Raw genomic sequence first — 19328 nt, 5'->3', positions numbered from 1 at the left:
ACGGCCGGAGTGGCGGGCAGCGGCATCCGGCGGACCGGCGGCGTCGCTCCCGGCCGGGTCAGCCGCCGGCCAGCGCTTTTCTCAGCTTGGGGGCGAGGCCGGCCGTGAACGTCCCCGCGTCCTCGCAGCCCTTGCGCCCGAGCGACCAGCAGCCGAGCAGCTCGTGGACCTCCGTGCGGAAGACCCGGCTGAACTGGCTGTAGTACGGGGAGGGCGGGCGGGCCCTGGCCTGTGTCAGCGCGCGCAGCAGCGTGTCGGGCCGCACGCTCTCGGACTCGGGCTCGGCGGCGGGGGAGGGGGTGGGGCCGGGCGGGGTCGCCGCGGGCGACGGGCCGCCGCAGCCGCTCTCCGGCTGTGCGTAGAGCGCGGAGACCCTGGCCGGGGCGAACCCGCCGCAGTGGTAGAGCAGCCTGGCCGCCTCCCCGCCGGTCAGCGCCGCCACCAGTTGCTGCGCGGCGTCGCGCCGGACGGTGTGCCGGGAGACGGCGAGGTACTGGCCGCCGAGGACTCCCTGCCAGGGCAGCGGTGCCGCGCGGAAGGCGACCCCTCCCGACTTCGACTCCCCGGAGAGCACCTCGTGGGCGGAGGGCCAGTGCCGCAGGAACAGCGCGTGCCTCTTGCGGAAGGCGGTCAGTGACTCCGTCTCCGTGCTGCCGAGGGTCTCCCCGGAGATCACGCCGGCCCGCACCGTCTCGATGAGCCGTCCGACGGCCTCCACGCCCTCCTTCTGGGTGATCACCACGCGGCCGTTCGCGTCGACCACGTCCCCGCCGTTGGCCCAGATCGCCTCCAGGGCGTTGACCGTGAGCCCCTCGTAGGAGGCGAACTGTCCGGTGAGTCCGAGGACGGTGGAGCCGGGGCCGGCGCGGCGCGCCTTCGCGAGGCCGGTCATGTCCCGCCAGTCCTTCGGCTCCCGCAGGTCGTCGAGGTGGTAGAGGAGTCCCACGTCGGTGTTGAACGGCACCGCGTACTGGACGCCGTCCCAGGCGCCCGCGGACCAGATCTGGGAGAGGAAGTCGTTGGTCCCGCCGTGCTCGGAGGTGTCGATCGGGCGCAGGTAGCCCCCCTCGGCGAACTCGGGGATCCACTGGATGTCGAGGTTGTACACGTCGTAGTGCCCGGCCTTCGACTGGGCGGCCGAGATCATCGCGCTGCGCTGCTCGTCCGCGACCGAGGAGATCGCCACGAAGCACGCCCGGGGCCTGCCGCCGACGCCGTTCCAGACGGCCTGGAGCGCCCGCTCACGGGCCCCTCCCGAGACGTCGGCGCCGCTGGCGATGCGCAGGACGCAGTCGTCCCTGGGCGGGCCGGGGGGCGGGGTGGGCGCGGCGCTCGCCCCCAGGGAGGGCAGAAGGACGAGCAGCAGGAGGAGAAGGATCACCCCGTGGCCGACCGGCTCCGCCCCGGAGGGCGTGCCCCGCCCGCCCGTCCCACCCGAGGCGGACGTGGTGGACGGCGAGGGGCGGCTCATCGGATACCTCCAGTGTGGAGACCTCGGGCCTCGGCCCCGGGGAGGACGTCAATCGGTGACCGTCCGGAGTTCGGTGAACGCGTCGTCCAGCTTCTGGTCGGGGTCGGTGCTCGCGTCGTAGCAGGACATCAGGCCCTCGTCCCTGAGCTTCGGCAGCGGGGACGTGGCGCAGCCGTGCAGGTCGAAGGAGAGCATCAGCAGGCGGACACCGTCGTGTTCCCTGATGTCCCGGCCGGTCAGCCCGTGAGGGCTCCCCCCGTCGGTGAGTACGAGCACGGCCTTCCGCTCCCCGGGGTCACCGATCCTCGCCATCTGGCCGAGCGCGTCCCTGATGATGGGGCGCATCGGGGGATCGCGGTGCGAGCTGTCCCGGTAGGCCTTCTGGACGGCGGTGAGCCTGTCGGCGAGAGCCCTTCCCTCGTCGGCGACGGGCGCGAGGGGGACACCGCGGCCGTCGTCGTCGTCAGGGAAGAACGTCATGATCCCCGTGGTCAGCTCACCGCGCCTGGACGTGACGGCGAGCTGGGCCACCTGGATCGCCGCCTCCAGGCGTGACCTGCCGTCGTTCACCCTGTTGCCCGCCATCGATCCGGAGACGTCGACCACGACGAGCACGTGGTCGGCGAGCGGGGTCGCCAGCTTGTACAGCAGTTTGGAGATGTCCGGCTTCCAGTTCGCCGCCACCGGCGCGCCCGGCCTCAGCCAGGGTGCCTTCGCCGGCAGCCTCCCGACGTTCAGGCGGCCCTCGGCGTCACGGAATCCGTAGCGGGGGAGGGCCTCCCGCAGGAAGTCGCAGAACTCCTCGACCGTCCGCTCGACGGCGGGGGGCCGCCTCAGGTCCGGCCACCGCTTGGAGACGCAGGCGTACCGCATGGCGTGGCCGCCCCTCGGGTAGACGGCGGTCAGCCGCGGCGGCCTCTCCCCGGCGCTCCCCGGCGCGGCGGCGGCACCCGGCGAGCCCGCGCCGGGGACGGCGCAGCCGCCCGACGCGGGGAGCGCGGGGTCGGCGCCCGACAGGGAGACGTTGAGCTCGTGGAACTGCTGCTCGGTCAGGACCATCGCGGACGTGTCGAGGGAGCCCGCGTACCGGCACATCACGTCGCGGACGTCGTCGCCCGGCCGTACCTTCGTGGACAGCCCCTCCGCGCGGCCGGGGGCGGCGGCCGTGGCCATCAGGCCGACGTTGGAGGCCAGCGGGTGGGTGCGCACGACCTGCCGGGCGCCCGGCCTGCCTCGCAGCAGGTCGGCCCAGTCGCGGTCTCCCGGTTTCCTGTTGGCCTCGGTGAGCTCCTCGGCGAGCTCCTCCGGCGCGGCGATGACCAGGGGCGAGGTCGCGACGACCGTCCGCGCGCCGAACGCCGACATGCCGTCCGCGCCCCTGTCCAGGTAGTCGATCTCCTGCGGGGAGTCGGCGATCCACCCGTCGGGCCGGGCGCCCGGGGGTCGCGGGGCCGTCCGCCCGGTCGCCGGCTGGACGGGGAACGTCCAGTCGCCCAGCCGGTCCCGCACCTCGTCGGCGCGCAGCCCGCTGACGTTGATGTTCATCTGACGGCAGCCCCACCAGTCGGTCTTCCCCGCCATGAACTCCCCGGCCGCCCGCTGGATGGCCGGGGAGGTCTCGGCGGACGCCAGGAGCGTGACCTCGTCGGGGATCCGGCAGGTGACCCACGGCTCGTCCTTGGGAACGACGGCCAGGGTGACGACGACGGTGACCAGGACACCGGCGGAGAGCAGCCACCAGGCGTCTTGGCGCACCCACTGGGAGAACGTCCCGAGAAGGCCGTACAGCCGTTCCGGAATCGCGCGGCGCAGCCAGGCGGTGCTCTTCAGCAGGTGGCCGGGGAAGATGGTCAGCGCCGTCAGCGCGAGAATCCCGCAGACCAGGAGCACCTTCGAGACCGTGGAAATGGAGAGGGCGAGAAGCACCAGCAGTGTCTGGACGAGGGCGTTGGAGAAACCGGTCACCATCTGCCACGCGCGTTCCGTCGAGCCGGTGGTGTCCGTCGAAGGCGAGGTCTCCGCGGTCTTCTCGCTGTTCACCATCTGTCAGTCGTCTCCGCCGGTGGTTTCCCGAGACTTCGCGTTCACCCTACGTCGGACCATCACCACCGAGAGAGGGTTTCGGTGATCCACGGAACGGGGGTTCGCCGAACACATGCCGTCCCGGCATCTCCCCGGTGGCGCGGCGGCGCGAGCGGTGATCGGACGGCTTGCCACCGGGAGCCGCCGGCTGGGGCGGGACTACGCTGGAGCGCGTGAGCGATCCTCTGGTGGCGCGGATGCGCGAGTTCGGCACGACCATCTTCGCCGAGATGTCGGCGCTGGCTCTACGGACCGGTTCGATCAACCTCGGGCAGGGCTTCCCCGACACCGACGGGCCCGCCGCGATGCTGGAGCGCGCGGTGTCGGCGATCCGCGAGGGCGCCAACCAGTACCCGCCGGGGCCGGGGGTGCCCGAGCTGCGCCGGGCCGTCTCCGAGCACCGCAAGGACCACTACGGGCTCGACTACGACCCCGACGGCGAGATCCTCGTCACCGTCGGCGCGACCGAGGCCGTCGCCGCGACGATCCTCGCGCTGTGCGAGCCCGGCGACGAGGTGATCGTCTTCGAGCCGTACTACGACTCCTACGCCGCCGCCGTCGCCCTCGCCGGGGCCGTGCTCCGCCCGGTCACCCTGCGCCCGGTCGAGGGCCGCTTCACCTTCGACCCCGCCGAGTTGCGCGCCGCCGCCGGACCGCGCACCCGGGCCGTCCTGGTCAACTCCCCGCACAATCCCACCGGTACGGTCTTCACCCGCGCCGAGCTGGACGAGATCGCCCGCCTGTGCCTGGAGCGCGACCTGGTGGCCGTCACCGACGAGGTCTACGAACACCTCACCTTCGGCGGTGTCGAGCACGTGCCGGTGGCCACCCTGCCGGACATGCGCGAACGCACCGTGATGATCTCCTCCGCGGGCAAGACCTTCTCGGTCACCGGCTGGAAGACGGGCTGGATCTGCGCGCCGCCCGAGCTCGTCAGGGCCGTGCAGACCGTCAAGCAGTTCCTCACCTTCACCGCCGCCGCGCCCTGGCAGCTCGCCGTCGCCCACGGCCTGCGCCACGAGCTCGACTGGGTCTCCTCCCTGCGGGCGGCCCTGGAGGCCAAGCGCGACCGCCTGACGGCGGGGTTGTCCGCGGCGGGCTTCGAGGTCTACCGCCCCGCGGGCACCTACTTCGTGCAGACCGACATCCGGCCCCTGGGCTTCACCGACGGTCTCGCCCTGACCCGCGAGCTGCCGTCCCTGGCGGGCGTGGTCGCCATCCCGACCCAGGTCTTCTACGCCCGCCCCGAACGCGGCAGGCACTTCGTCCGCTTCGCCTTCTGCAAGCGGGACGAGGTCATCGACGAGGCCGTGAGCCGCCTGGCCGGTCTCGGCGCGGCGGCGGGGGCGGTTCGACCCGGCGGGGGGTGATCGGGCATCCTGGGGATGACGCGACTGGCGGCTAGGGGATGGCATCAACCATCGGGGAGCTCGTCGTGGGAGTCGACCGCCTGGGCGCCCACGCCGAGAGGACACGCATGTCCCAGTTCGCAGCGAACGGCCCGGAGTCCGAGAGCGCGCCGTCCGCCCGGCTTCTCCCGGGCGGCCCGGTGGCCGAGAGGATCCTCGCCGACGTGGCCTCGCGGGTGGCCGCCCTGACCCGCGAGGGCGTCACCCCGAGCCTGGCGACGGTCCTGGTCGGTGACGACGACGCCAGCGCCGGATACATCCGCATCAAGCAGCGGCAGGCCGCCGAGCTCGGCTTCGCCTCGCCGCACGAGCACCTGCCCGCGAGTGCCACCCAGGCCGACCTGCACGCGGTCATCACCGCCTTCAACGACGACCCGGCGGTGCACGGGCTGCTCGTGCAGCACCCCGTCCCCAAGCACCTCGACTACGACCGGGCCCTGCAGGTCATGGATCCGGACAAGGACGTCGACGGCATGCACCCGCTCAACATCGGGCGGCTGGCGCTGGAGCTCCCCGGCCCGCTGCCGTGCACGCCCGCCGGGATCGAGGCGCTGCTCGCGTACTACGACATCCCGGTGGCGGGCCGGGAGGTGGTCGTCCTCGGCCGCGGGGCCACCCTCGGCCGCCCCCTGTCGATCCTCCTCGCGCAGAAGCGCCCGACGGCGAACGCCGCGGTCACCGTCGTCCACACCGGGGTGGGCGACTGGCCCCGCTACACGCGGCGCGCCGACGTCCTGGTCGCCGCCGCGGGGGTGCCGGGGATCGTCCAGCCCGAGCACGTCAAGCCCGGCGCCGTCGTCATCGGGGGCGGGGTGCGCTACGAGGGCAGGCGCCTGCTGCCCGACGTCGACGAGTCCTGCGCCCGGGTGGCCGGGGCCATCACCCCCAGGGTCGGCGGGGTCGGGCCCACCACGGTCGCGATGCTGTTCCGCAACGCGATCACGGCGGCCGAGCGCGCCACGGGATCCCCCGCGGGGGAGGGGCCCAGGTAGCCCGCCCGGAGGACGCCCGCGCCCCGCGAAACGCCGGTCGCCGTGTCGCCGACCCGGAATCGATCTCTCTGCGTGTACCTTCTGCTGCGGAGAGTGATGGCCGGGCGTGCTCGCGGGAGCGGTACGCGCGGTGCGGGGTGGATCGGGCTGGGCGGTTTCCTCCCGGTGGCGTGCGCCGCTCTCCACACTGCCGTGATTCGCAGGAAGGAGAGCATCGACGATGCGACGGAGATTCAGGGTGCTGGCGTCGGCGGCGGCGGTCGCGCTCGGTTGCGCGGGGTTCGTCCCCGGCGCGGCGACCGCCTCGGGTTCGGAGTCCGCGGCCTGGGGTCCCATTCGCAGCCACCAGAACTGGCGCTGTCTGGACGCCGACCTCGGCACCATCGGCCCGAACGGGACGAAGGTGCAACTGTGGGGCTGCAACGGCTGGGACAACCAGTCGTGGAGCTACGACGTGTCCAGTCACACGATCCACAGCAAGGAGAACGGCCGCTGTCTGGACGCCGACCTCGGCACCATCAACGCGAACGGGACCAAGGTGCAGCTCTGGGACTGCAACGGCTGGGCCAACCAGAAATGGATCTACGACGCGACGAGTCGCACGATCTACAGCATGTACAACGGGCGCTGCCTGGACGCGGACCTGGGGACCATCAACGCGAACGGGACCAAAGTACAGCTGTGGAACTGCAACGGCTGGGCCAACCAGAAGTGGACGCTCTGACGGCCGCCGCCCGCGGGTGGCGGTACGGGCCGTATCCGCCGTCTTCCCGCGCCGGGGCCTGACCCCCGGACGGGGAAGGGGGGCGATCCTCGCGGCGCCGCCGGGAGGATCGCCCCCGTCCAGGGGCGGGCGGTTCGGGTGAGGCGGGCGTGAGAGGGCCCGGGGCCGGCCGGAGAGCGGGCCGGCCCCGAGCGGCGCGGGGGTGTCACCGCCTTCCCGCGACGGTCGGCGGGGAGGCCGGATCGGTCGTGGCGACCGGCGGGGAGGCCGGGCCGGCGGTGGCCGCCGGGGTGGCGGTCCGCGCCGAGCGCAGGGGGATCTCCTTGAGCATCAGGGCGGCAACCGAGGCCAGGACGGCGATCGGGACGCCGACCACGAAGACCGCGCTCATCGCCCGGGTGAAGGCCTCCAGGATGACCTCCAGGACCGGCGCGGGAAGATTGTGGATGGCCTCGGGGGAGCCGAGGCCGGGGACCGCGCCGCCGCTCAGTGGCAGGTGTGCCGCCTTCGCCAGGGAGATCAGTTCCGCGGTGAGCCGGTTGGACAGGATCGCGCCGAAGGCCGCGACGCCCACCGCGCCGCCGAGGGAGCGGAAGAACGACACCCCGGAGGTCGCCGAGGCGAGGTTCGCGCGGGTCACCGCGTTCTGGGCGGCCAGGATCAGGATCTGCATGGAGGCGCCGAGCCCGATGCCGAGCACCGCGTTGTCGAGGCCGACGATCACCAGCGAGCTGTCGACGTGCAGACGGGAGAGCAGGAACAGGCCGACCGCGACCAGCAGCATGCCCACGACGGGGAAGATCTTCCATCGGCCCGTCCGGCTGACGAACCGGCCGGTCAGGATCGAGGAGGTGAGCAGGCCGAGTACCAGGGGCAGGGTCATCAGGCCCGAACCGGTGGGACTCATGCCCTTGACGATCTGCAGATACTGCGGCAGGAACATCAGCGCGCCGAACATCGCCGCGCCGACCAGCAGGGAGGCGACGGACGTGAGCACGAAGGTGTGGTTGCGGAACAGGTGCGGGGGCAGGATCGGGTCGGCGGCACCGCGCTCGGCGACGACGGCGAGGCCGAACATCACCAGGCTGAGTGCGCCCAGGCCGTAGGTCCACGCGGAGTTCCAGCCGAACTCCTTGCCCCCGAGGGAGAGCAGCAGCATCAGCGCGGTGGTGCCGCCGGTGATGAAGGTCGCGCCCCACCAGTCGATCTTCGTGTCGCGGCGGACGAGCGGCAGCTTCAGCACCTTCTGGATGACGACGAACGCGACCACGGCCAGCGGCACGCAGATCCAGAAGGTCCATCGCCAGGACATGTTGTCCACGATGAACCCGCCGAGCAGCGGGCCGGTCACCGTCGAGACGCCGAAGACCGCGCCGATGTAGCCGGAGTAACGCCCGCGCTCGCGGGGCTCGACCACGTCGCCGAGGATGATCTGCGGCAGCGCGGCGAGGCCGCCGGCGCCGATGCCCTGCGCCGCCCTGGCCGCGATGAGCTGGCCCATGTCCTGGGAGAAGCCGGCGGCGACGGAGGACAGCAGGAAGACGACCAGCGCGACCTGGAACATGAGCTTGCGGCCGTAGAGGTCGGAGAGCTTGCCCCAGATCGGGGTGGAGGCGGTCATGGTCAGCAGGGTCGCGCTGGCCACCCAGGCGAGCTGGTCCTGACCGCCGAGCGTGCCGACGATGGTCGGCAGCGCGGTTCCCACCACGGAGGTCGAGATCATCGACGTCAGCATGGCGAGCATCAGTCCGGCCAGGATCTCCAGCACCTGTCTGTGGGTGAAACCCGGTGCGGCCTCGGCCTGGATCTGTTGTTCGGTCGGCATGAACCTTCCCCCAATACATGTACGGTACATATGAAGTTAGTAGACGCTTGTTTACTCGTCAAATCTGGAAGGATCCCGTAGGTGGACGAGACACGGCAGCGCGACAGGGAGGGCACCAGGCGGCGCATCCTCGACGCCGCCCGCCGGCTGTTCGCCGACCTCGGGTACGACCAGGTGACGATGCGGGCGATCGCCGCGGAGGCGGATGCCAACATCGCGCTGATCAACCGCTACTTCGGCAGCAAGCGGGAGCTGTTCGCCGAGGTGCTCGCGATGCAGGGGCGCTTCCCCGGCGTCCTGGAGGGGCCCGAGGAGGAGTTGCCCCGCCGCCTGGCCGAGTACGTCGCCGACCGGCTCCGCTCCGACCAGGGGAGCGTGGTGCTCGCCGCGCTCATCCGGTCGTCCAGCTCCCCGGAGATCCACGAGATCATCCGCGACCGGGTCAGCTCGGCGATCCTGGAACCCCTGTCGGCGCGGCTCTCCGGTCCCGACGCGGCCTTCCGGGCGACGGTCGCCACCGCGCTCGTCACCGGCACCGGCACGATGCGCCAGCTCTACGGTCCCGACGCCGCCGCGGTCCCCGACCACGAGGCCGTGGTCGCCCGCCTCACCGCCGTCTTCGAGGCCTGCCTCGGGATATGAGGCGCGGGGCCCGTCCCGGCGCCATCCGCGATCATCCGGTCTCCCGCGGCATGCGAACATGGTGGACCCCGGGCCCGTCGCGGAGATCGCGGCGCTTTCAGAGAGGACACGCGGTGAGCGGGAACGTCGAATGAGCTGGTTGCGCTGCGCCTTCCCCCGTCCGGGGGCGACCACGAGGCTGTTCTGCTTCACGCACGCGGGAGGGTCGGCCACCGCCTACCGCGCGTGGTCCGAGCTGCTGCCCGCGTCCGTCGAGCTGCACGCGACGCAGCTGCCCGGCAGGGCCGACCGGTTCGACGAGCCGCCGCCGGACGACATGGACACGCTGGCCGACGAGGTGACCGGGTCGATGCTGCCGCTGCTGGACAGGCGTTTCGCGCTGTTCGGGCACAGCATGGGGGCGACGCTCGCCTACGAGGTCACGCGTCGCCTCGAAACCAGGGGAATCGCCCCGGCACGGCTGTTCGTGTCCGGCGCGAGAGCGCCGCACGATCCCCGCGACAGGCCTCCGGTCTCGGAGTACGACGACGACCGCTTCGTGGCCGAGCTGACGAAGCTCGGCGGCACCGAGGTGGAGATCCTGTCCCACCGGGCGATGCGCGAGATCGTCCTGCCCTACGTCCGCGCGGACTTCCGCCTGGTCGAGGCCTACCGCCACCGTCCCGGACCTCCGCTGCTCACCCCGATCTCCGCCTTCGTCAGCGACGCCGACCCGGTGGTCACCCCGGTCCAGGCCAAGTCGTGGGAGGCACGTACGAGCTCCGACTTCTCCCTGACGGTCTTCCCCGGCGACCACTTCTACCTGCAGCCGCAGCGTGCGCCGGTGGTCGAGACGATGGTCCGGACGCTCCTGGGGTGAGCGGCCGTCCCGCACGGGGGCAGGGGAACGTCCCGGTACGGGCTCCGGATGGTGGGAGCCGTACCGGCTCCGGGTCATGCCCGCCGCCGCGAGGCCGGCGGAAACCAGCCGGTTGGCTGGTTGTGCCGAAGGAAGGGTGCCCCTTGGGCAATGAGTGCCCATGAGGTGGGGCGAGGAGGCCGTTAGCGTCGGCCAGGTGGGTGAACGAGTACTGATCGCGCTCGGCGGCAACGCGATGACCGGGCCCGACGGCGGCGCCTCGCCGGGCGACCAGCACCGCGCGGTCGAGCAGGCCGTGCGCCACGTCGTCGCGCTCATCGAGGACGGCCACCAGGTGACCCTCACCCACGGCAACGGCCCCCAGGTCGGCAACCTGATCCTGAAGAACCAGCTCGCCGCCCACGTCGTGCCCCCGGTGCCGCTCGACTGGTGCGGGGCGCAGACGCAGGCCACCATCGGCACCCTCATCCTCAACGCGCTCGACGGCCGCGCCGCGGTCGTGGTCACCCGTACGCTCGTCGACCCCGCCGATCCGGCCTTCCAGGACCCCGTGAAGCCGATCGGCCGCTACTTCAGCGAGGCGGAGGCGCGCCGCTTCGAGGGCCTCGGCCAGACCTGGCGCCGGTTCGAGCGCGGCTGGCGCCGCGTGGTGGCCTCCCCCGAACCGCTGGAGATCCTCGACGCGCCCGCGGTGGCCGCGCTGGTGGCCGCGGGGTTCACCGTCGTGGCCGCGGGCGGCGGCGGCGTGCCCGTGACCCGAGACGACGAGGGGCGGCTGGCCGGGGTCGAGGCCGTGATCGACAAGGACCTGGCCGCCGCCGTGCTCGCCCGGGCCGTGCGGGCCACGGTCCTGGTCATCGCGACCGACGTCCCCCAGGCCGTCGTCGGGTTCGGTACGCCCCGGGCCCGGCCCCTGGGCCACGTCACCGCGGCCGAGCTGCGCGTGCTGCACGCCGCAGGGCACTTCGCCGGGGGCAGCATGGGCCCGAAGGTCGAGGCCGCGCTGCGCTTCGTCGAGCAGGGCGGCGACCGGTCGGTGATCACCTCCCTCGAGGACATGGGAGCGGCGTTCACCGGGGAGACCGGCACCGTGGTGCGAAAGTGAACATGACGCGATCGAAAGGCGGCAGGGATGCCCGAACCCATTGAAGTGCGCAAGGTCCCCATCGAGAGCGTGACCGACGCCTCCGGGCTCGCCCGGCTCATCGACGACGGGGTGATCGAGGCGCACCGGGTGCTCGCGGTGATCGGCAAGACCGAGGGCAACGGCGGGGTGAACGACTACACCCGCATCCTGGCCGACACGGCCTTCCGCGGGGTGCTCGCGGCCAAGGGGCACCCGTCCCCCGAGAGCGTGCCGCTGGTGTGGTCGGGCGGGACCGACGGCGTGCTCAGCCCGCACGCCACGATCTTCGCCACCACCGCGAACGCCGAGCCGGGCGACGAGCCGAGGGTGAGCGTCGGCATCGCGATGAGCGACGTGATCCTGCCCGAGGACATCGGCCGCCCCGCGATGGTGGAGAAGGTCGCCGCCGGAGTCCGCGAGGCCATGAAGCTCGCCGGGATCGACGACCCCGCCGACGTCCACTACGTCCAGACCAAGACCCCGCTGCTCACGCTGTCCACGATCAACGACGCCAAGTCGCGCGGCAAGGACGTGGTGATCGAGGACACCGGCCCGTCGATGGACATCTCCAACTCCACCACCGCGCTCGGCGTCGCCGTCGCCCTCGGCGAGATCGAGATGCCCGCCGCCGACCAGATCCACCGCGACCTGTCGCTGTACTCCTCCGTCGCGTCGTGCTCCTCGGGCGTCGAGCTGGACCGGGCCCAGATCGTGGTCGTCGGCAACGTACGGGGGATCGGCGGCCGGTACCGGATCGGCCACTCGGTGATGAAGGACGCGCTGGACGCCGACGGCATCTGGGAGGCCATCCGCTCGAGTGGCATCGAGCTGCCCGAGCGCCCCCACCCGTCCGACCTGGGCGACCGGCTCGTCAACGTCTTCATGAAGTGCGAGGCCGACCCGTCGGGCAGCGTGCGGGGCCGCCGCAACATCATGCTCGACGACTCCGACGTGCACTGGCACCGCCAGATCAAGGCCACCGTGGGCGGCGTCGCGGCCAGCGTCACCGGAGACCCGGCCGTGTTCGTCTCGGTCGCGGCGGTCCACCAGGGACCGAGCGGCGGGGGGCCGGTGGCCGCCATCGCCGACCTCGGCTGACGGACCGGCACGCTCTTCGGCCCGTGCCCACCCCGGCACGCGTTCCCGACGGACCGGGCACGGGCCGGGGCGCGTGCCGGGCGGGGCGTTCGTCCTCCCGTCCCGGCCGCGGGTAGGCTCCCGGTTCGTGCCGAGCATTCCGCAGCCCCTGGTCCCCGGCGACGACGGTGCCGCCGACGCCGCCGTGACATCCGCGCTCGCGGCCTTCGCCGCGGGAAAGGCGCAGGCCGGCGAGGTCGTCGCCGCGCTGAGCGGGGCCCGGCTGCTCGTGCCGGTGGTCGCCCTGCTGAAGGAGTCGGAGATCGGCGAGCACGGGCTGCGGCAGGAGAAGGAGAGCGAGATGGCTCTCCCCAAGCTCGTCGGCGCGGACGGCCGCGAGGCGGTGCTCGCCTTCACCGGGATGGAGCCGCTGCGGCGCTGGCGCCCCGACGCCAGGCCCATCCAGGCCACGATCCTCCAGGTCTGCCAGGCGGCGGTGCACGAGGGCACCGCGGCCGTGGTGATGGACGTCGCGGGCCCGGTGCCCTTCGTGATCGAGGGCGGTCTCCTGCGGGCGCTCGCCGCGGTCGAGTCGGGCACCCTCGACCGGCTGGGGACCGAGGCCCCCGACGTCACCGTGGCGCGGATCGAAGAGATCGACGAGCCTCCCAGGCGTCGGCGGTTCGGTTGGCCGCCGCGTGGACGAGGTTGACCGTCAGGATCGCCGGGGCGATCACGGCGACGAACCCGCCGAAGTCGCGCTCGAAGACCAGGGCGAGGATCACCGCCGTCACCCCGTTCTGCTGGGCCAGCCCCAGGTGCACCCGGTCGACCATCGGCAGGCCGTGGGTGAGCACCAGCGCGGCGACCATCTGCGCGGCGTACGCGGCCAGCCCGAGCAGCACGCCCATGCCCATGTTCGTCCCGCCGACGAGCAGCAGGCCCATCAGGAACGCCGACAGCGCGAACGCCACGCTCACCGCCCGTCCCAGCCAGCGCGCGTCGGGCAGGCGCAGGTAGAGCCCGGCGGTCGCTATGCCGAGCATGAGGGAGGTCCACGCGGCCGACACGACCGCCCCGGCCGCCGTCACGTACGTCAGCACCGGCGGGGCGTTCCTGATCAGTCGCCACAGCAGGTAGACCGCGCCGGCGAACAGCACGTTCAGCCCCAGGTCGGCGAAGTACGAGGCCGACAGCCCGCCGCCCCCCGAGCCGCTCACCAGCGCCGCCGCGTAGACGGCCAGGATGATCGTCACCGGGTCGTCGAAGGAGGACCACGCGCCGAGGATCGTCTTCGCCTGGTTCGACAGCCGGTCGTCCCGCATCACCCCGGCGACCGACAGCGGGTCGATCTGGGCGACCACCACCGCCATGATCAACGCCCGGGGGTCGCCGGAGACGAGGTAGACGACCCCGGCGATGAACGCCGCCTTCAGCAGCACCCCGACGGTGACCGCGAGCACGATCAGCCGGGAGTGCTCCCTGGCCTCGGCGCGGTCGATCCCGTGCGTGCTGCCGTACAGGCCGATCGCGAGCAGCAGGCTGCTGAGCAGCACGTACGCGCCCGAGTGTTCCAGATTGCGCAGGCCGCCCAGGTCGGCGGCGAGCCAGCCGAGGCCGACGACGACGATCAAGAGCCCGATTCGGGCCACCGCTCACTCCTCGGGATGGATCGCAGGTGCCCCTGGGGCTTCGGGACGCGTTCTCGCTGGTTGATCGGGGGCAGGGTGAGGTGCCCGCGGATGGTGTCCACGAGCCTGGCCATCTTGTCGTCGGAGGCCTCGACCTTGCGCTGGTCCAGGGTCACCCCGATCAGGTAGCGGTTCTCGTCGATCCAGTAGAAGAACATGGCCCCGCGCTCCACGTCGAGGACAGTGCGGATGAGGACGCCCCCCTCCAGCCTGCGCAGCTGCCGGTTGAGCCGCTGGGTGAGCCAGTTGAGCTGGTTGCCCGCCCTGAGATAGATCTTCCTGCGTTCCTCCTGGTCGGTCTCGTGGAAGAAGTGGGCCAGGTCGCCGTCCTCCAGCACGTCGGTGTAGAAGCAGCACCTCTGGTCGGCGAAGTAGGCCACGAAGTGCAGGTCGTCCTGGTCGACCATGGCCACGCAGCTGGTCAGCGCCTTCTCCACCGAGGGGCCGATGCCCGGCATGGTGCGGATCAGGATCTCCGACTCGCCGATCACCCTGCGCTTGGTGGCGGTGGGCAGCGGGCCCATCCCGGCCTCCAGATAGGGCAGGTAGAGGCCCCGGCGGTACTGGACGAGCAGGTAGACGCCGGTGGCGACGGCGAACGCGCTCACCCCCGCGGTGACCAGCCCGTGCAGCTCGCCGGGCACCCCGCCCCGCCAGAGCACCGGGCCGAACGCCGCCACGAACCCCAGCACCGCCTCGCCCGCCGCGGTGACCGTCAGCGCGACCACCAGCAGCACCGGCAGCCGCGCCCTGATCCGGCCGAGCACGGTGGCGATGAGGGCGAGCGTCACGATCACCGCGATCACGGTGACCGCGCGGGCCACGTCGTACTCCTCGCCCTCGATGTACCACGCGAGGAGTTCGAGCAGCACCGGCAGGAGGACGAGTGACGCGATGATCGCGGGAATCTTGCTGAAGCGATCCGTGTCCACGCGGTCCGGCCCTCCGGGGGTAGGGAGGCCTCCAGCCTCCGTGATCATCGCGGTGCCCGTCAATGACCTCCGAGGTCACTTCGACGCCCGGGCCCAAGTGGCCGGATCCCCGGCGCGGGAGGGGTTCGCGGATTATGGTCGGCTCTATGAGCCCCCCGGTGCCCCTTCTGGTCCTCCCCCCGCTGGCGGCCCTGGCGGGGCTGGCGATCGGGTTCGGGACGCGGCGCGTGGTGGCCCGCCACTCGGCGACCGAGAGAGCCGAGGGGACTGAGAGGTCCGAGGGGGGACGGTACGGCCCCTGGCCCGCGGCCGGGGCGGTGGAGGGGGTGACCGCGGCGGTGCTGGCCGCCCTCGCGCTGCGGGCGCTGTGGCCGGACGCGGCGGGAACGGCCACGTGGCCGGGAGCATCGCCGGGGGTGGAGACCACGCCGACCGGCAGGGCGGGGGAGCTGCTCGCCTTCGGCTGGCTGGCGGTGGTCGCCGTCGCCCTCTCCTTCGTCGACGCCGCCGTCCACCGGCTGCCCGACCGGCTCACCCTCGCCGCCTACCTGGGGACCGCCGCCCCGCTGGCCGTACCGGCCCTCGCCGACGGCCGCCTCGGGGACCTGCTCGGCGCCGGGCTGGGCGGTCTCGCCCTGGCGGGCTTCTACCTGGTGCTGTTCCTGGTCAACCCGGCGGGGATGGGGCTGGGCGACGTCAAGTTCGCGGCGAGCCTGGGCACCGCCCTCGGCTGGCTGGGCTGGGACACCCTGGTCGCCGGGGCCTTCCTCGGCCTCCTGGCCGGCGGGCTCTACGGGGCCGCGCTGATGGTCGCGCGCCGCGCGGGCCGCAAGAGCGAGATCCCCTTCGGCCCCTTCATGGCCGTCGGCGCCCTCGCCGCCGTCCTCACCGCCCTCTGACCGGACCGCCCTCGTGACCGTCCGCCCCCCGGACCGCCCGCCCCGGTTCCGCCCTCCGGCGTGACGATCACCGGCGGATGTCTCAACCGGTGAACGGAGGCCATTCCAGTGGGCGACACGTGGAAGACTTGTCACCATGTTGCGCTGGTTGACCGCCGGAGAGTCCCACGGCCCCGAGCTCGTCGCGATCCTGGAAGGCCTGCCCGCCGGGGTGGAGGTGACCACGGCACAGCTGGACGAGGCGCTGCGCCGTCGCCGCCTCGGCTACGGCCGCGGCGCGCGGATGAAGTTCGAGCAGGACGTCGTGACCATCGCGGGCGGGGTCCGCCACGGCCGGACGCTCGGCAGCCCCGTGGCCATCCGGGTGGGCAACACCGAGTGGCCCAAGTGGGAGACGGTCATGGCCGCCGACCCCGTCGACCCGGCCTTGCTGGAGGGCCAGGCGCGCAACGCGCCGCGCTCCCGCCCCCGTCCCGGCCACGCCGACCTCGCCGGGATGCAGAAGTACGGCTTCGACGACGCCCGCCCGGTGCTCGACCGGGCCAGCGCCCGCGAGACCGCCGCCCGCGTCGCGCTCGGCCAGGTGGCGCGGAGCTTCCTCAAGCAGGCCCTCGGCGTCGACATCGTCAGCCACGTCGTCTCGATCGGCGCGGCCGTCAGCACCCGGGGCGTCGTCCCCGGCCCCGGCGACCTGGAGGCGGTCGACGCCGACCCGGTGCGCTGCGCCGACCCCGCCGGCAGCGCGGCCATGGTCGCCGAGATCGACAAGGCGCACAAGGACGGCGACACCCTGGGCGGCGTCGTCGAGGTGATCGCCTACGGCCTGCCGCCGGGCCTGGGCAGCTACACCCACTGGGACCGCCGCCTCGACGCCCGCCTCGCGGCCGGCCTGATGGGCATCCAGGCGATCAAGGGCGTCGGCGTCGGTGACGGGTTCGAGACGGCCCGCCGCCCCGGTTCCCTCGCCCACGACGAGATCGAGAACACCGCCGACGGCGTACGCCGGATGACCAACCGGGCCGGCGGCGTTGAGGGCGGCATGACCAACGGCGAGCCGCTGCGCGTCAGCGCGGCGATGAAGCCGATCTCCACCGTCCCCCGGGCGCTGGCCACCGTCGACGTGCTGACCGGCGAGGCCGCCAAGGCCCACCACGAGCGCTCCGACGTGTGCGCGGTCCCGGCGGCCGCGATCGTCGCCGAGGCGATGGTCGCGCTGATCCTGGCCGACGCGGCGATCGAGAAGTTCGGCGGCGACTCCGTCGAGGAGGTCGCCCGCAACCTGTCCGGCTACCTCTCCTCGTTGGTGATCAAGTGAGCGGGCGTCCGGGCGAGGGCGTTCCCGGTTTCCCGGTGAGCGGTCCGGCGTCGAAGGAGAGCAGATGAGTCCCCGAGCAGTGCTGATCGGTCCTCCGGGATCGGGCAAGTCGACCGTCGGGCAGCTCCTGGCCGAGCGGCTCGGAGTCGCCTTCCGCGACACCGACGCCGACGTGGAACGCACGGCGGGCAAGCCGGTGAGCGACGTCTTCATCGAGGACGGCGAGGAGCGCTTCCGCGAGCTGGAGGCCGACGCCGTACGGCTGGCGCTGGCCGAGCACGACGGCGTGCTCTCCCTGGGCGGCGGCGCGATCCTCGCCGAGGCCACCCGCGAGCTGCTGGCCGGCCGGCCGGTGGTCTACCTGGAGGTCGGCCTCTCCAACGCCGTCCAGCGGGTGGGCCTGGCCTCGGCGCGGCCGCTGCTCGTACTGAACCCGCGCAGCCAGCTGAAGAAGCTGATGGACGCCCGGCGGCCCGTCTACGAGGGGCTGGCCACGATCGTCGTGTCGACCGACGACCGCGATCCCGGCCAGATCGTCGACGAGATCGTGGAGGGCCTGAAGCCGTGACGATCTCCAGGATCGAGGTCCCCGGCGAGAGCCCGTACGACGTGGTGGTCGGCACCGGGGTGCTCGGCGAGCTGCCCGGCCTGCTCGGCGCGGGGGTGAGCACCGTCGCGGTGATCCACCCGGAGAGCCTGCCGGAGATCGCCCGCCCGGTCTGCGGCGCGATCGAGGCGGCCGGGTACGAGGTCGTCGCACTGCCGGTGCCCGACGCCGAGCGCGCCAAGACCGTCGAGGTGGCCGCGGGGCTGTGGTCCGCCTTCGGCCGCGCGGGCGTCACCCGCTCCGACGCCGTGGTCGGCGTCGGCGGGGGAGCCACCACCGACCTGGCGGGGTTCGCCGCCGCCACCTGGCTGCGCGGCGTCAAGGTCGTGCAGGTGCCGACCACCCTGCTCGGCATGGTCGACGCGGCGGTGGGCGGCAAGACCGGCATCAACACCCCCGAGGGCAAGAACCTGGTCGGGTCCTTCCACCCGCCCGCCGGGGTGCTCTGTGACCTGGCGACGCTGGTCTCGGTGCCCCGCGACGACTACGTGGGCGGCCTCGCGGAGATCGTCAAGGGTGGTTTCATCGCCGACCCGCGGATCCTCACGCTCATCGAGGACGACCCGGAGGGCGCCAGGCTCCCCGAGGGGCGGCACACCCGGGAGCTGATCGAGCGAAAGATCCAGATCAAGGCCGACGTCGTCGGAGCCGACCTGCGCGAGGGCGGCCTGCGGGAGATCCTCAACTACGGCCACACGCTGGCGCACGCCATCGAGCGCGTCGAGGGATACCGGATGCGCCACGGCGAGGCCGTCGCGATCGGCATGGTCTACGCCGCCGAGTTGTCCCGCCTGGACGGCAGGATCGGCGCCGACCTCGTGGAGCGGACCAGGTCCATCCTGACCTCGGTCGGGCTGCCCACCGCCTACCGCCGCGAGGCCTGGCCGGAACTGCGCGACCACATGCGCCTCGACAAGAAGAGCCGCGGCGCCAAGCTGCGCTTCGTCCTCCTGGACGACCTGGCGAAGGTGTCCCCGCTGGTCGACCCGCCGGAGGAGCTCCTCGAGGCCGCCTACCACGAGGTCGCCCGGTGAGCCTCGCGTCCCCGGGCCCGTACGCCTCCGGGAGGGCGGGCGTGCCCGGTGGCCCGGGAGCGTCCGCGCGGCGGGAGCCGGGTCCGGGGCGTCGGCGAGGCGCGGCGGAGCCGTGCCGGGTGGCGCGCCGGGTGAGTGACGTCGGCCGCGCGGCAGGCGCGCGGCCATCAAGGAGCGGTGAGTGACCCGATGAGACCCGTCTACGTGCTCAACGGCCCCAACCTGGGGCGGCTCGGCACCCGCGAGCCGGACGTCTACGGCGCGGAGACCTTCGCGGACCTGGCCGCGCTCTGCCGGGACACCGGCAGGGATCTCGGCCTGTCGGTCGACGTCCGGCAGACCGACGACGAGGCCGAGATGCTGGGCTGGCTGCACGAGGCGGCCGACGGCCGGATCCCCGTGGTGCTGAACCCGGCGGCGTTCACCCACTACTCCTACGCGCTGCGCGACGCCATCGCCCAGCGCACCGCGCCCCTGGTCGAGGTGCACATCAGCAACCCGGCCGCCCGCGAGGAGTTCCGGCACAACTCGGTGGTCGCCGCCGTGGCGACCGGCACCATCGCGGGCTTCGGCCTGAGGTCGTACGTGCTGGCCCTGCACGCCATCGCCGAGACCGCCTCCTGAGCCCACGCCCCCGAGACGC

General features: G+C 72.8%; 18 protein-coding genes and 1 riboswitch. Of the genes, 13 read left to right on the top strand and 5 right to left on the bottom strand.

The features are described 5' to 3' along the window. Positions 1–58: 58 nt before the first annotated feature. Positions 59–1471 carry an extracellular solute-binding protein gene (locus ACVCAG_RS19305; RefSeq protein WP_440084691.1) on the bottom strand — a complete coding sequence of 471 codons (1413 nt, stop codon included), beginning with the start codon at positions 1469–1471 and terminating at the stop codon, positions 59–61. Between the two features lie 48 nt (positions 1472–1519). Continuing rightward, positions 1520–3514 (bottom strand): substrate-binding domain-containing protein, encoded by a 1995-nt coding sequence (locus ACVCAG_RS19300; RefSeq protein WP_440084690.1) that lies wholly within the window; start codon positions 3512–3514, stop codon positions 1520–1522. A 212-nt stretch (positions 3515–3726) separates the two neighbouring features. On the opposite strand from ACVCAG_RS19300, the gene ACVCAG_RS19295 reads away from it, so the two are divergent. The 3 genes from ACVCAG_RS19295 (at position 3727) to ACVCAG_RS19285 (ending at position 6678) form a co-directional block, all read left to right on the top strand. Then, positions 3727–4923: a pyridoxal phosphate-dependent aminotransferase gene (locus tag ACVCAG_RS19295; RefSeq protein ID WP_440084689.1), complete on the top strand. Its 1197-nt coding sequence runs from the start codon at positions 3727–3729 to the stop codon at positions 4921–4923. 10 nt (positions 4924–4933) lie between these two features. Further along, a riboswitch (ZMP/ZTP riboswitch) is annotated at positions 4934–5016 on the top strand. A 14-nt stretch (positions 5017–5030) separates the two neighbouring features. Continuing rightward, positions 5031–5954, top strand: coding sequence for a tetrahydrofolate dehydrogenase/cyclohydrolase catalytic domain-containing protein (locus ACVCAG_RS19290; protein ID WP_440084688.1), 924 nt, complete (start codon positions 5031–5033; stop codon positions 5952–5954). A 220-nt stretch (positions 5955–6174) separates the two neighbouring features. Beyond that, the gene (locus ACVCAG_RS19285) at positions 6175–6678 is read left to right on the top strand and encodes an RICIN domain-containing protein (RefSeq protein WP_344749122.1); all 504 of its coding nucleotides are present in this window, start codon (positions 6175–6177) and stop codon (positions 6676–6678) included. A gap of 205 nt (positions 6679–6883) precedes the next feature. Here ACVCAG_RS19285 and ACVCAG_RS19280 read toward each other — a convergent pair whose 3' ends face one another. Further along, positions 6884–8503, bottom strand: coding sequence for an MFS transporter (locus tag ACVCAG_RS19280; RefSeq protein ID WP_440084687.1), 1620 nt, complete (start codon positions 8501–8503; stop codon positions 6884–6886). An 81-nt stretch (positions 8504–8584) separates the two neighbouring features. Here ACVCAG_RS19280 and ACVCAG_RS19275 point away from each other — a divergent pair, with 81 nt between their 5' ends. From ACVCAG_RS19275 to ACVCAG_RS19255, 5 genes are all read left to right on the top strand, one after another. Beyond that, complete coding sequence (locus ACVCAG_RS19275) at positions 8585–9145, top strand: TetR/AcrR family transcriptional regulator (RefSeq protein WP_440084686.1); 561 nt, start codon at positions 8585–8587, stop codon at positions 9143–9145. A 130-nt stretch (positions 9146–9275) separates the two neighbouring features. Beyond that, a complete protein-coding gene (locus ACVCAG_RS19270) occupies positions 9276–10004 on the top strand; it encodes an alpha/beta fold hydrolase (RefSeq protein WP_440084685.1) in 729 nt (242 codons plus the stop codon). A 196-nt stretch (positions 10005–10200) separates the two neighbouring features. After that, entirely contained in the window at positions 10201–11109 is a 909-nt protein-coding gene (locus tag ACVCAG_RS19265) for a carbamate kinase (RefSeq protein ID WP_440084684.1), read from the top strand. A 27-nt stretch (positions 11110–11136) separates the two neighbouring features. Beyond that, positions 11137–12228 carry a barbiturase gene (locus tag ACVCAG_RS19260; protein WP_435290259.1) on the top strand — a complete coding sequence of 364 codons (1092 nt, stop codon included), beginning with the start codon at positions 11137–11139 and terminating at the stop codon, positions 12226–12228. A gap of 127 nt (positions 12229–12355) precedes the next feature. Beyond that, a complete protein-coding gene (locus tag ACVCAG_RS19255) occupies positions 12356–12919 on the top strand; it encodes an SseB family protein (RefSeq protein ID WP_440084683.1) in 564 nt (187 codons plus the stop codon). Here the strand turns inward: ACVCAG_RS19255 and ACVCAG_RS19250 are convergent. Next, positions 12840–13859, bottom strand: a complete 1020-nt coding sequence (locus tag ACVCAG_RS19250) for a hypothetical protein (protein ID WP_440084682.1) — start codon at positions 13857–13859, stop codon at positions 12840–12842. The genes ACVCAG_RS19255 and ACVCAG_RS19250 overlap by 80 nt on opposite strands. After that, entirely contained in the window at positions 13838–14830 is a 993-nt protein-coding gene (locus ACVCAG_RS19245; protein ID WP_440084681.1) for a hypothetical protein, read from the bottom strand. The genes ACVCAG_RS19250 and ACVCAG_RS19245 overlap by 22 nt, the downstream gene beginning before the upstream one ends. Before the next feature lie 146 nt (positions 14831–14976). Between ACVCAG_RS19245 and ACVCAG_RS19240 the strand changes: the two genes are divergently transcribed. The 5 genes from ACVCAG_RS19240 (at position 14977) to aroQ (ending at position 19309) form a co-directional block, all read left to right on the top strand. Further along, positions 14977–15729: a prepilin peptidase gene (locus ACVCAG_RS19240; RefSeq protein ID WP_440084680.1), complete on the top strand. Its 753-nt coding sequence runs from the start codon at positions 14977–14979 to the stop codon at positions 15727–15729. Positions 15730–15865: 136 nt separating this feature from the next. Further along, complete coding sequence (aroC, locus tag ACVCAG_RS19235) at positions 15866–17044, top strand: chorismate synthase (protein WP_440084679.1); 1179 nt, start codon at positions 15866–15868, stop codon at positions 17042–17044. Positions 17045–17108: 64 nt separating this feature from the next. Next, complete coding sequence (locus ACVCAG_RS19230; protein ID WP_440084678.1) at positions 17109–17612, top strand: shikimate kinase; 504 nt, start codon at positions 17109–17111, stop codon at positions 17610–17612. After that, positions 17609–18685: a 3-dehydroquinate synthase gene (gene aroB, locus ACVCAG_RS19225; RefSeq protein ID WP_440084677.1), complete on the top strand. Its 1077-nt coding sequence runs from the start codon at positions 17609–17611 to the stop codon at positions 18683–18685. The genes ACVCAG_RS19230 and aroB overlap by 4 nt, the downstream gene beginning before the upstream one ends. A 189-nt stretch (positions 18686–18874) precedes the next feature. Further along, positions 18875–19309: a type II 3-dehydroquinate dehydratase gene (gene aroQ / locus ACVCAG_RS19220; RefSeq protein ID WP_440084860.1), complete on the top strand. Its 435-nt coding sequence runs from the start codon at positions 18875–18877 to the stop codon at positions 19307–19309. The last annotated feature ends 19 nt before the right edge of the window (positions 19310–19328 follow it).

It is taken from the genome of Streptosporangium sp. G12 (genome assembly GCF_052983175.1).
The sequence above is the reverse complement of the archived record's forward strand: the minus strand, read 5'-3'. Positions and strand labels throughout refer to the sequence as shown.